We start from the raw sequence: 11,868 nt of genomic DNA, 5'->3' as shown, positions 1-11,868 counted from the left end.
TGAATGTCAAACACCCTAGTCTCATATTTTCCTTTTACCGTACACATACATCATATAGGCGGTAACAAAAATAATAAGATAACCAATGAAGGAATAGGTGTCTGGAATTTCACCGTATAATACAAATCCAAAAAATCCTACAAAGAGTACTTGTGAATAGTCAAAAATCGAGATTTCTTTTGCTGGTGCGTAACTATAAGCACTAGTTACCGAGAATTGTCCCCCGCTTGCCATCACGCCAGCCATTAACAAATAAATGATTTGCTGGGTAGACATTGGATGAAAATCGACAATCATCGATGGAATCATGGCCAAACAAGAAAACAATGAAAAATAAAAAACAATTGCGGGCCCCTTTATTGGTGTGAACGATAATTTACGTACCAATGTATAGGCTGTCGAAGCACAAAAAGAACCAAGCAAGGCAATCGTATACCCTAATAATTGTGGGTTGGCAAAGCTAGGTTTGACAATAAATAGCATCCCAACCATCGCAATCCCCATAGCAATATATTGAAAGCGGGCAGGTTTTTCTTTTAAAATGACCAATGATAGTAAAACGGTGAAAAAAGGCGTTAATTTTTGAATCATTGACGCATCAGTGAGTACCAAATGATCAACGGCATAAAAATTACATAAGAGCCCCACTGTTCCAAAAAAAGCTCTAAAAAAGAGTAAAGTCCGTGATTCCTTTGGCACATGAAACGCTATCCGCTGCTTTTTAAGTACATAAAAAGCAACGAATAGCGCGACTAAATTTCTGAAAAAACTCTTCTGCATCACTGGTAAATCCCCAGCTAATTTTACAAAGACATTCATCCCTGCAAAACAAAAAGCAGAAAGAATAATCATCAAAATCCCTAATTGTTTTTGATTTTGCTTCATTTATTCCTTAGTCCAATAAAGTTTGAACAGCAGTGATAATTGATAATTTATAAACATCTTCTTCGTTACATCCACGAGAAAGGTCAGAAACTGGTTGGTTTAATCCTTGTAAGATAGGTCCAATGGCTTCAAATCCACCAAAACGTTGGGCAATCTTATAGCCAATATTTCCGGCTTGTAAATCTGGGAATACGAAAACAGTAGCCTTACCAGCAACCTCAGAGTTTGGCGCTTTTTGAGCAGCTACACTTGGGACATAAGCAGCATCAAATTGTAATTCCCCATCAATCGTGTAATCTGGTGCTAATTCTTGGGCAATTTTAGTAGCTTCAACGACTTTATCGACCATTTCAGCTTTAGCAGATCCTTTGGTTGAGAAGCTTAGCATAGCCACTTTAGGATCAATATCAAATAATTCAGCTGTTTTAGCAGAAGCAACAGCAATTTCAGCTAATTCTTGAGCATTTGGATTCACATTAATTGCACAATCGCTAAATAGATATTTTTCTTGGTCGCGACCACGAACCATTAAGAAAGCCCCACTTGTACGGCTAACTCCTGGTTTTGTCTTAATGATTTGCAAGGCTGGACGAACCGTATCTCCTGTAGAGTGAACAGCTCCTGATACCATTCCTTGAGTAACACCCATATAAGTTAACATTGTACCAAAGTAGTTGACATCTTTTAAGATTTGTTCTGCTTGTTCTTTAGTTGCTTTGCCTTTACGACGTTCAACAAAAGCAGCAACCATTTCATCCCAAGCAGGATAATTATCTGGATCTAAAATTTCAAAACCTTCTAGAGAAATCCCACGACTTTGGGCAGCTTTCTTCACTTCTTCAGTATTACCGATTAAGACTGGTTCTACAAGTTCTTCAGATTTTAGACGAGCCGCCGCACCTAAAATACGTGGGTCTGTTGCTTCCGGAAAAGCGATTTTAATATGTTTTCTTACAATTTTGAATTTTAAACTATCAAATAGTTCCATTGATAAACAACCTCCAGTTTTTTAATACCCTTACATTGTACACCAAATCATTAAAAATGAACAGTTCTTTTTCCTGTCTAACTTTGAAAATACGCATGAAAATAATATTGTTAACATTTTCAAAACGATTGCATTAATACAGTCTTTTAAAATTTTTCCAACTGTTCTACTGGTGGGAGTTGCCAGTTGATTGGTTGATACCCCATTTGGACTAACGCTTGATTACATCTTGAAAATGGCCTTGACCCAAAGAAGCCTCGATTAGCTGAAAATGGACTAGGATGGGGAGATTGGATGACCACATGACGCGAAGTATCAATAAATTCGATTTTCTTTTGCGCATGTCTTCCCCAGAGAATAAATACCATCGGCTCTGGTCTGTCATTTAATTTCTTTATGATTTCATCAGTTAAGATTTCCCAACCTTGTGAAGCATGTGAATTGGCTTGACCTGCTCGCACAGTCAGAACTGTATTTAACAATAGTACTCCCTGTTTAGCCCACGAAGTTAAGCATCCATGGTTAGCCGGTTGAATGCCTAAATCATTTTGCAATTCTTGATAGATATTACGTAATGAAGGAGGGATTCGGACACCTGGTTGCACAGAAAAAGAAAGACCATGTGCCTGATTGGGGCCATGATAAGGGTCTTGACCTAAAATGACCACTTTCACAGTCTCATAGGGCGTTAATTGTAAAGCCTCGAAAATATGATACATATCAGGATAAATCGTTTGAGTAGCATATTCATTTTTGAGATATTGTCTTAAATGTTGATAATAATCTTTTTGAAACTCTTCTTGCAAAACGTCTTGCCAACTATTTTTGATAATCGTCTTCAACGCATCTCACCTATCTTTCTATTTACACTTATTGTAACTGAAATTTATAAAGATAAAAGAGTTTTTTGTTATCATTCCAGACATTTTTCGTTTTGTAAGCCCTCTTTTTGTGTTAAACTAGAGATAAAGATTGAAGTAGTAAAGGATGAAGATTATGATTCAATTAATTGCCTCTGATATGGATGGCACACTTTTAGACGAACACATGCATATTAGTGAAGAAAATATTGCCGCCATTCGTTATGCACAAGAAAAAGGCATTCATTTTATGGTATGCACTGGACGCAATATTACTGAAGCGCTCCCTGCCTTAAATGATGCTAATATTAAATGTCCAATGATCACTTTAAATGGGGCCCAAGCGTTTGATAAAGATCATCACGTCTTATTCACAATTGAAATTGCCAAAGAAAATGCCCTTGAAGTCATGCGGATACTTGAAAAATACAATGTTTACTATGAAGTATCGACCAATCAAGGAACTTTTTCAGAGAATTTAGCACGCAGAATTGAAACATTTGCCGCTTTTCTTTCTCAAAAATTGCCACACTTGACTTACCAAATGGCCATTGCAATGACTTCAGCTCGCTTTGAATCATTGCCAATTAAAATCGTGGACAATATGAAAGAATATATTTTAAGAGACGATATTAAAGTATTAAAAATTATTGGATTTAATACTACAGATCCCGATATTTTAGAGAAGGTTTCTGCGGAATTAATCGATAAACCTACGCTAAATGTTACCTCTTCTGGGACAAATAATATTGAAATCAACCACATCGATGCGCAAAAGGGAATTGCTGTGAAAAAAATTGCAGAGATGTTAAATATTCCATTATCACAAGCCATGACCATTGGTGATAACTTTAATGACTTGAGTATGATTCAAGAAGCTGGCGTAAGTTTTGCCATGGAAAATGCTGTGGATGAATTAAAACAGGCTGCCAAATATATAGCCGATACCAATATTAATAGTGGTGTGGGAAAAGCGATTCGTCGAGCCATTGATGAAAACTTATCATAAGAAGGGATTGCAATGCCTGAATTCTACATTCAACAGCATCAACTTTCAAAACGAACAAGAACCATTGTTAAAGATGAAAAAAATCATGATATATATTTGATGGTGGGTAATTGGGGCAGAAAGCGAGATGCCTTACTTCTTTATAAAATGAACGGACAATTAGTCGCCAGCATTAAACAAGCAAGCATCATCTTTGGTAGCAAATTTATCATTTACGAAAACTATCAAAAAGTCGGTGAAATGCGCAAAATATTTAACTGGCCGGGAGATTTTTATTACATCAAACAACTTCATTGGGCTGCGCATGGGGATATTTACCAACATAAATATCAAATTCACCATTTTAACGAGCGCATTATGACGATGGATAAAGCCAATTTTTTAACAGGTAATTATTATAGTTTAGACATACCTAACGAAAAAAATGCTCCGAAATGTATCTGTATCGCTGCAGTTATGGATTATTGGTTATATAATCGTTCTAAAAGAGAGGCTAAAAATGCTGAATTAAATTATCAAGCCTCACTAATTACTGATTAATCAAGCAAACTTTGAAGATATTTTTTCAATTCTTCAAGGTTTTTTTGTGCGTTGATTTGACATTGATGTTATAATATAGGTTGGAGGTATGAAAATGACAATAGATGTACGTTTTATCTCAATTTCAGGCAATACGCGTGCCTTTATCCAAAAATTAGTTGAATTTGCAAAAGCGCAACACGAGTTAGACGAAAACTATCCTTTAATTCAAGCCAAAGAAGTGCATTTACAAACGATTCCTGAAAATGAAACAAGTGACTTTTTCGCCTTTGTGCCAACCTATTTAGAGGGAGGTAATGGCGTAGATAATGGCGATGTGGAAATTCTGACAGAACCTTTTAGAGAATATATCCGTTTTGGTGAAAATGCGAAAAAATGTTTAGGCGTCATTGGCAGTGGAAATCGCAACTTTAATCATCAATATTGCTTAACGGCTAAACAATATGCTGAAGAATTCAAAGTTCCATTTATCGCTGATTTTGAACTTCGTGGAACAACTCAAGATGTCCAAAATATCTATGAAAAATTAGTTCATTTCAAAGATTAATTGAAATAAATAAAGGGAGGCCAAATTTTGTTTCAACTACTTCGAACGTTTATCTCTGTTTACGAAACACATAATTTTACACGCTCGGCAGATTCATTGTTCTTATCCCAACCTACTGTATCTGCACAAATCAAGAAATTGGAAGAAATGTTGACCGTTCCATTATTTATCCGCAATGGCAAACAAGAAATTCTTCCCACGGCTGAGGCTGATTATATGTATCCTAAAATTTTGAAAATCTTAAACGAGTGGGATCATGCCGTAAAAAAAGTCAGTCAACAAAAAAATCTACGTGAAACCTGTGTCATTGCCAGTTCACATTTTTGTGCCGTTTATTATTTGCCTAAGCTAGTGAGCCACTTACTGACTGCTTTTCCAAGAGTGGATTTTGTCTTTAAGGTTTCAACCAGTGATGAAATTGCAGAATGGCTTGAAAATAGCAAAATCGATATTGGCTTAATCGAGCAAGTAGACCACCACAAAGAATTTAACAAAACAACTTTGGCAATGGATGAACTCGTTTTAGCCGGAGATTTAAGTAGTGAATATTGGCTATTAGGTAATGATGATTTATCTTTACGTCAATTAAATCAACATTATCTACAAAATCATCCAATCGAGCCTAAAATTATTGAAATTGATACCGATGAAATGATTGGTTCCATGCTAAAAAATGGGGTTGGGCAATCCATCGTCCCTCGTTGTACTTTAGATCCGTCAATTCATTTTAGCCAGCTACCTAAAGATAATAAACGACATTTTTATTCCATCGTTCGTAAAGATAATTTGCGCGAAAATATCGTTGCCATTAATCAAAAATTACAACTATTAGCTGAAAAACTATTCTAAAAAAAAACCACAACTTTGACAGTCGAAAGTTGTGGTTTTTTTGCATTTCTATTAACCGCCTATTTCCAAAAATCATCAAAAATGGTAATTGGTAAATGACGTTTATGTTCAGTCTTATGCCACCAATTTTCAATAGTGGTACGAGCTTTTTCACTGACAGATTTACCTTCAAGATAATCGTCAATTTCATCATAAGTCACGCCTAAAGCTACTTCATCTGCAATTAATGGTTTATCATCTTCTAAATCAGCAGTTGGCACTTTTTCATAGATGGCCGGTTCAGCACCTAAATAAGCGAGTAGTTGCTTCCCTTGACGTTTATTTAATCTAAAAATCGGTAAAATATCAGCGCCCCCATCGCCAAATTTTGTAAAGAAGCCTGTAATATTTTCTGCCGCATGGTCGGTACCAATGACTGCACCTTTATTTTCTCCAGCAATCGCATATTGCGTAATCATCCGTTGACGCGCCTTCATATTCCCTTTATTGAAGTCACTAACTGTCACACCAGCTTCTTCTAAGGCCGCTACTTGCCCATCAACTGGCGCTTTAATATTTACAGTATATACACGGTCCGCCTGAATAAATTTTAATGCCCGATTTGCATCCTCTTCATCCGCTTGATTGCCATAGGGTAAACGAACAGCAATAAATTGATAAGCGTCATCATTCAATTCCACTCTAAGTTCTTCCATGGCTAATTGTGCCAAACGTCCAGCTAGTGACGAATCTTGTCCCCCACTAATTCCTAAGACATAGGTTTTTAAAAATGGGTGTTTCTTCATATAATCTTTCAGAAATTCCACACTTTTTCTTACTTCTTCTTCTGGATGAATGGTTGGTTTTACACCTAAAGCTTGAATAATTTTTTCTTGTAAACTCATCGAATCATTCCTTTTATTTCATCAAATTATGTTGCTCAAAAGTTGCTTTTCTAACCTTATCTAATAAATTCATCTTATGGTTCCAACAATCCGTAGAAAGGTCTACAGGATATTTTTGCGGATTTAAATCACGTTTATATTCTTCCCATAATGAATCTAAGTTTTGTTGGGCATAATGTTTAATTTCTTCTAAGTTTGGTTTTTGATAAACGAGCTTGCCATCAACAAAAATATCTTGTAATAAAGGTCGCGCAGTAAAATCAGTCACCGTCTTATTAATGAAAGTATGCACTGGGTGGAACATAAAGATTTCGTCTTCTTTGCGTGGATCTTCATCCCAAAGTGTAATATAATCCCCTTGTGACTTACCATCAGAATTACGAGTGATACGCCAAACTTGTTTCTTACCTGGCGTAGTTACTTTTTCCGCATTGCTTGAAAGCTTAATCGTATCTACCATTTCTCCCTCTTCATTTTCAATTGAAACCATCTTATAGACAGCCCCTAATGAAGGTTGGTTATACGCAGTGATTAATTTCGTACCGACTCCCCAAACATCAATTTTTGCTTTTTGCATCTTCAAGCTTAAAATCGTACTTTCATCTAAATCATTTGAAGCATAAATTTTGGCATTAGGAAAACCGGCTTCATCTAATTGTTCGCGGACACGTTTTGAAATATAAGCCATGTCACCACTATCAATCCGTACACCTAAGAAATTAATCTTATCTCCTAATTCTTTCGCAACACGAATGGCACTAGGAACACCTAAACGCAAAGTATCATACGTATCAACCAAAAAGACACAATCTTTATGTGTTTTTGCATATGCCATAAATGCATCATAATCATTACCATAAGATTGCACTAACGCATGCGCATGAGTCCCACTAGCTGGGATTCCAAAAATTTTACCAGCGCGGACATTACTTGTGGCATCTGCACCCCCAATATAGGCTGCACGTGTCCCCCAAATCGCTGCATCCAAATCTTGCGCGCGACGTGTTCCAAATTCTAATAATGGATCTTGACCGATAACCGATTTAATGCGAGCCGCTTTAGTTGCAATTAATGTTTGGAAGTTAACAATATTTAACAAAGCTGTTTCGACGAGTTGAGCCTGTGCTAATGGACCTTCAATTTGTAAAATCGGCTCATTATTAAAGACCAAATCGCCCTCTAAAGCTGAACGCACCGTACAAGTAAACTTGAAATTTGCTAAATAATCTAAAAATTCTTCTGAGTAATTGTATTCATTACGTAAATATTCGATATCAGAATCGCTAAAAGTCAAATTGCTCAAATAATCAATAATTCTTTCAAGACCAGCAAAAATAGCATAGCCGTGCTTAAATGGCATGTCTCTGAAATAACATTCAAAAACAACATTTAAATTATGGCGACCAAGTTCAAAGTAAGTTTGCATCATATTAATTTGATACATGTCGGTATGTAAGGTTAGACTATCATCCGGATATAACTTCTGCATATTTAACATTCCTTTCAATATCGGAATCATCAACCAATGATTTCATAAAAATATATTTGCAAACATTATAACACATCTGTCAATACAATAAAAAGCCAACGCCTCAAATTTGAGTATCATTGGCTTAAAAACTTATTTTCTTTTCTTTAATATGAGTTGAGATAATAATACACAGCAAAAAATGCCAAATACTGTTGTTAATATGCTACCTTCGATTCCAAAAGAACCACCATTAATGAAGTTTGCTTGCGGAATACTTGCTTTTAATACTGAAGTTATGGATTCCGTCCCACTTACTTGTACCCCGAAAAATGGACCTTGGAAAAAATTCCAAGCACTATGAGCAGCACCTACAAATAAAATATTTTCGCTATACGCATATAATAAGCTAAAGACCAAGCCGAAAATAAATAAATTGATCAATGGTAATACTTGAATGCCAGGATTTGCGCCATGTAATACTGCAAAAAAGACCGCACTAATGATAATTGCCCACTTTTCATCCATCAATGCACTTAAACTACCTTGTAAATAACCACGGCATAATACTTCCTCGGTTAAACCTTGAATGATAAACCCAAGTAACAATAATAGAATTAAGCCAAAGTTCATATACGGATTTAACTTAAAGTGAATACTACCTAAAAGCATCGTAACTACTGCTAAAAGAGCTAGAGAAAAGGCACCAATTAGAAACCCTAAAAAATATTGACTTGAAAAATTCTCTTTTTTGAAGCCTAATGATGCGATTGGACGATGATTCATCCGTTTATTCCAATAGATTATTCCAATTAGTGCAAAACCAAAGCCAAATAAAGAACCTAACTCCCCACTGATACTGTTTTCGGTAACTTGCGATAAGGATTCCTTCGTAAAAATAGAAATCAAGATGGATATTGGAATAGATCCTACACCACCACAAAGGGCAAAAACCAAGAATGTCGCTACAATCGGACGCCACCATGATTTTGGCGGATTCTCTTTAAAATAATGAATATTTTGCATACATGCACCTCCATATATTGATATATTGACTGTAACATAAATTATAAAATATTAAATAGGTCTATGGTCGGAAAACCTATCAGGTAAATTCTCAAAAGAACGAAAAAAAATAAAGTTAAATTGATAAAAAACACTTGACTCTACCGTAACGTCATTGCTTATGATAGAACTGTAATTAAGAGGAGAAAGGATGAGCACAATGGAGTACACAATCCAACAACTCGCTAAATTAAGCGGTGTGAGTAAACGAACCTTACACTATTATGATGAAATTGACTTACTCAAACCAAAAGCCATTCGCTCCAATGGTTATCGTATCTATGGCTCAGAGGAAGTTACCCGTCTTCAACAAATACTATTCTTTAAATCGTTTGGACTTAGCTTAATTGAAATTCAAGCAATTATGGCACAAGATAAGGTTACTATTTACCAAACATTACAATCACAACAAATGAAATTAATCCAACAAAAAATTTCATTAGAGCAACAAATCCAAGCATTAGCAAAAACTTTACAAGAATACCAAGGAGAAATAACTATGACTGATCAAGAAAAATTCAACTACTTTAAAAAACAAAAATTAGCTGAAAATGAAGAGAAATACGGCCAAGAAATACGGGAAAAATATGGTGAAGAAGCCGTTCAAAAAAGTAATCAAAAATGGTTAGACTTAACCCCAGAGCAATTTGAAACCATGCAAGATGCAGAAAAGACTTTAATCCAAGCTTTAAATTCCTTACTTTCACATCCTCAAGAGCTACCAAATGATACAGCGCAAAAGGCTTTTGAGGCTCATAAAACCTGGTTGACAACAGTTTCTCCCTATTATAATGCTACTTATCATCGGAATTTAGCTGAAATGTATCAAGCTGATGAGCGTTTTCGTGCGTATTATGATGAAAAAACCATTGCTCCCTCCACCGATTTACTAGCAGAAATCATTAAGTTTTATACTGAAAATTAAAAAAGCCTTTCCTTCCGTGATTATAATGTGGAAGGAAAGGTTTGACTTTATCATTCATAAAAATAGAAATCTTTCATTTAATGCTAAAAAAACTTGCTTTTTGCCATCTGAATTTTTTATATTTTAAAACAAGCGCTAAACATTATTTAAGAAAAGGTAAAAAGATTTTAGCTAACATCAAAAAGATAAAAAATCCACCCACATCTGTCAAAGTTGTTAAAAAAATTGATGAAGCAATCGCAGGATCAATGTTAACTTTTTTCAATAAAATTGGAATGACATAACCAAAGACACCAGCAATAATAAGATTACCAATCATCGCAATAAAAATAATCAAGCCTAAATAGAAATTATGATAATAAAAATACAATGTCACACCTGTAACCAATCCCGTTACGGCACCGTTAATAAGACTTAAACAAAATTCTTTTGATAAAAATTGCCATTCTTTTCTCACTTGAATTTTTCCTAATGCGATACTACGAATCATTAATGATAAAGTCTGTGTTCCTGCATTACCTCCCATACCAGCTACAATCGACATGACAGATGCCAAAACAACGACTTTTTGGATAGTAGATTGGAACAACCCTACTGTAAAAGAAGCTAAAAAAGCTGTTAATAGATTCACTAATAACCAAGGTAAACGTTTAGAAACCGAAGCAAGTAAAGGCATGTCTAAACGTTCTTCTTTATCCACCCCACCAAGTCCAAGTAAGTCCTCAGTTTGCTCATCGATAATTACATCGATAATATCATCCACCGTGATAATACCTAATAATTGCTGCCGATGATTAATAACAGGTATTGCAATTAAATCATATTTTGAAACAATTTGTGATACTTCTTCTTGGTCCATATCTGGATAAACAGTAAGAAATACTTTGTCCTGAAACGTTTTAAGCAAATCATTATCCTTATGAATCAAAATTTGACGTAAATTTATCGTCCCAACTAATTGTTTTTCATTATTTAAGAGATAGATTACAGAAATAATTTCAGATTCAGGAGCGATTTCTTTTATTTTTGCCAAAGCCTGAGCCATTGTTAAATTTTCATTCAACGCGATATACTCAGTAGTCATAATCCCTCCAGCACTATCTGAAGGAAATTTTTGCAACGACTCAATTATTTTTCGATCTTGCTCCTTCATTTTTTTCAAAACTGCCTTACGCGTTGAAAAGGGGAGCTCACCTAGTAAATCAACAACATCATCTTTAGACATCTGTTCAAAAATCGCTATAACCTGTTCCAATGACATTTTGACTAAAATTTTTTGTTGAATTGTACTGTTTAATTGTTCAATAATTTGCGCCCAAATATTTTTGTCTAATAATGGAATTAAAGTAGTCAATTGCTCATCAGAATAGTTTGAAATAATCGCTGCTACATCAATAGGATAAAAGTTTTCCAACTGTTGGCTCAAAATTAATGGGCTGATATTTGATTGTAGTGTTTGCATCTTCGCATCCTCCATAAATTAGATTACTTTGGGAAGCAATTAACATTCGTTGCTCTAAAATTAGGAAAATGTTCATCGCTTCTTGACTCAAATGACTCGGATCTTCACTCATATCAACACCCCCATTAATCTTTAAAATTAGAATTCCACTGGAAGTATAGGCCGCCCTTTAGCTTTTGTCAATCGTCGTTTGATTCGTTTGCTAAATTTTAACTAACTTTTTAATTCTGCAAATATATTCCATATCCTTCCTAGAAATCACTAACTAATGATATATTAAGCTAAAACATCTAACACCGCATTAAAAATCTATAATCACGTAACCAAAAGAATGAGCGAACAGATAATAGAAAAATTGAATAGTTTATAATTTTTGCCCCTATTTG

The 11,868-nt window shown here is 35.0% G+C and carries 12 protein-coding genes; 5 read left to right on the top strand and 7 right to left on the bottom strand.

Annotation, left to right across the window (positions count from 1 at the left end; all coding sequences use genetic code 11):
- Positions 1 to 21 precede the first annotated feature (21 nt).
- The 3 genes from ACTQZM_RS04475 to ACTQZM_RS04465 all read right to left on the bottom strand — a co-directional run bounded on the left by ACTQZM_RS04475 (position 22) and on the right by ACTQZM_RS04465 (position 2,715).
- Entirely contained in the window at positions 22 to 885 is an 864-nt protein-coding gene (locus tag ACTQZM_RS04475; RefSeq protein ID WP_441653025.1) for a DMT family transporter, read from the bottom strand.
- A 7-nt stretch (positions 886 to 892) separates the two neighbouring features.
- Positions 893 to 1,873: a phosphate acetyltransferase gene (gene pta / locus ACTQZM_RS04470; RefSeq protein WP_248625113.1), complete on the bottom strand. Its 981-nt coding sequence runs from the start codon at positions 1,871 to 1,873 to the stop codon at positions 893 to 895.
- Between the two features lie 146 nt (positions 1,874 to 2,019).
- Complete coding sequence (locus tag ACTQZM_RS04465) at positions 2,020 to 2,715, bottom strand: uracil-DNA glycosylase (RefSeq protein WP_441653024.1); 696 nt, start codon at positions 2,713 to 2,715, stop codon at positions 2,020 to 2,022.
- A gap of 154 nt (positions 2,716 to 2,869) precedes the next feature.
- Between ACTQZM_RS04465 and ACTQZM_RS04460 the strand changes: the two genes are divergently transcribed.
- The 4 genes from ACTQZM_RS04460 to ACTQZM_RS04445 all read left to right on the top strand — a co-directional run bounded on the left by ACTQZM_RS04460 (position 2,870) and on the right by ACTQZM_RS04445 (position 5,678).
- Entirely contained in the window at positions 2,870 to 3,742 is an 873-nt protein-coding gene (locus ACTQZM_RS04460; RefSeq protein WP_113783821.1) for a Cof-type HAD-IIB family hydrolase, read from the top strand.
- Positions 3,743 to 3,754: 12 nt separating this feature from the next.
- On the top strand, positions 3,755 to 4,282 hold the full coding sequence (locus ACTQZM_RS04455; RefSeq protein WP_441653023.1) for an LURP-one-related/scramblase family protein: 528 nt from the start codon (positions 3,755 to 3,757) through the stop codon (positions 4,280 to 4,282).
- A gap of 94 nt (positions 4,283 to 4,376) precedes the next feature.
- Positions 4,377 to 4,829, top strand: coding sequence for a class Ib ribonucleoside-diphosphate reductase assembly flavoprotein NrdI (nrdI, locus tag ACTQZM_RS04450; RefSeq protein ID WP_248625117.1), 453 nt, complete (start codon positions 4,377 to 4,379; stop codon positions 4,827 to 4,829).
- Between the two features lie 27 nt (positions 4,830 to 4,856).
- On the top strand, positions 4,857 to 5,678 hold the full coding sequence (locus ACTQZM_RS04445) for a LysR family transcriptional regulator (RefSeq protein WP_208922519.1): 822 nt from the start codon (positions 4,857 to 4,859) through the stop codon (positions 5,676 to 5,678).
- A 59-nt stretch (positions 5,679 to 5,737) separates the two neighbouring features.
- On the opposite strand, the gene nadE is transcribed toward ACTQZM_RS04445, so the two are convergent.
- From nadE to ACTQZM_RS04430, 3 genes are all read right to left on the bottom strand, one after another.
- The gene (gene nadE / locus ACTQZM_RS04440) at positions 5,738 to 6,562 is read right to left on the bottom strand and encodes an ammonia-dependent NAD(+) synthetase (protein ID WP_243198378.1); all 825 of its coding nucleotides are present in this window, start codon (positions 6,560 to 6,562) and stop codon (positions 5,738 to 5,740) included.
- Positions 6,563 to 6,575: 13 nt separating this feature from the next.
- Positions 6,576 to 8,051, bottom strand: coding sequence for a nicotinate phosphoribosyltransferase (locus ACTQZM_RS04435; RefSeq protein ID WP_441653022.1), 1,476 nt, complete (start codon positions 8,049 to 8,051; stop codon positions 6,576 to 6,578).
- Positions 8,052 to 8,183: 132 nt separating this feature from the next.
- Positions 8,184 to 9,056: a CPBP family intramembrane glutamic endopeptidase gene (locus ACTQZM_RS04430; RefSeq protein ID WP_441653021.1), complete on the bottom strand. Its 873-nt coding sequence runs from the start codon at positions 9,054 to 9,056 to the stop codon at positions 8,184 to 8,186.
- Positions 9,057 to 9,255: 199 nt separating this feature from the next.
- Here ACTQZM_RS04430 and ACTQZM_RS04425 point away from each other — a divergent pair, with 199 nt between their 5' ends.
- The gene (locus tag ACTQZM_RS04425; RefSeq protein WP_441653050.1) at positions 9,256 to 10,020 is read left to right on the top strand and encodes a MerR family transcriptional regulator; all 765 of its coding nucleotides are present in this window, start codon (positions 9,256 to 9,258) and stop codon (positions 10,018 to 10,020) included.
- Between the two features lie 142 nt (positions 10,021 to 10,162).
- On the opposite strand, the gene mgtE is transcribed toward ACTQZM_RS04425, so the two are convergent.
- Positions 10,163 to 11,482 carry a magnesium transporter gene (mgtE, locus tag ACTQZM_RS04420; RefSeq protein ID WP_171309883.1) on the bottom strand — a complete coding sequence of 440 codons (1,320 nt, stop codon included), beginning with the start codon at positions 11,480 to 11,482 and terminating at the stop codon, positions 10,163 to 10,165.
- Between the last annotated feature and the right edge of the window lie 386 nt (positions 11,483 to 11,868).

This window comes from Enterococcus cecorum (genome assembly GCF_052119425.1).
Classification (GTDB): Bacteria; Bacillota; Bacilli; order Lactobacillales; family Enterococcaceae; genus Enterococcus_E; species Enterococcus_E cecorum_C.
The sequence above is the reverse complement of the archived record's forward strand: the minus strand, read 5'-3'. Positions and strand labels throughout refer to the sequence as shown.

What these genes read in the sequence shown, in the direction of transcription:
- ACTQZM_RS04475 (WP_441653025.1), bottom strand. Translation starts at nt 885, where the DNA reads ATGAAGCAAAATCAAAAACAATTAGGGATTTTGATGATTATTCTTTCT.
- pta (WP_248625113.1), bottom strand. Translation starts at nt 1,873, where the DNA reads ATGGAACTATTTGATAGTTTAAAATTCAAAATTGTAAGAAAACATATT.
- ACTQZM_RS04460 (WP_113783821.1), top strand. Translation starts at nt 2,870, where the DNA reads ATGATTCAATTAATTGCCTCTGATATGGATGGCACACTTTTAGACGAA.
- ACTQZM_RS04455 (WP_441653023.1), top strand. Translation starts at nt 3,755, where the DNA reads ATGCCTGAATTCTACATTCAACAGCATCAACTTTCAAAACGAACAAGA.
- nrdI (WP_248625117.1), top strand. Translation starts at nt 4,377, where the DNA reads ATGACAATAGATGTACGTTTTATCTCAATTTCAGGCAATACGCGTGCC.
- nadE (WP_243198378.1), bottom strand. Translation starts at nt 6,562, where the DNA reads ATGAGTTTACAAGAAAAAATTATTCAAGCTTTAGGTGTAAAACCAACC.
- ACTQZM_RS04435 (WP_441653022.1), bottom strand. Translation starts at nt 8,051, where the DNA reads ATGCAGAAGTTATATCCGGATGATAGTCTAACCTTACATACCGACATG.
- ACTQZM_RS04430 (WP_441653021.1), bottom strand. Translation starts at nt 9,056, where the DNA reads ATGCAAAATATTCATTATTTTAAAGAGAATCCGCCAAAATCATGGTGG.
- ACTQZM_RS04425 (WP_441653050.1), top strand. Translation starts at nt 9,256, where the DNA reads ATGGAGTACACAATCCAACAACTCGCTAAATTAAGCGGTGTGAGTAAA.
- mgtE (WP_171309883.1), bottom strand. Translation starts at nt 11,482, where the DNA reads ATGCAAACACTACAATCAAATATCAGCCCATTAATTTTGAGCCAACAG.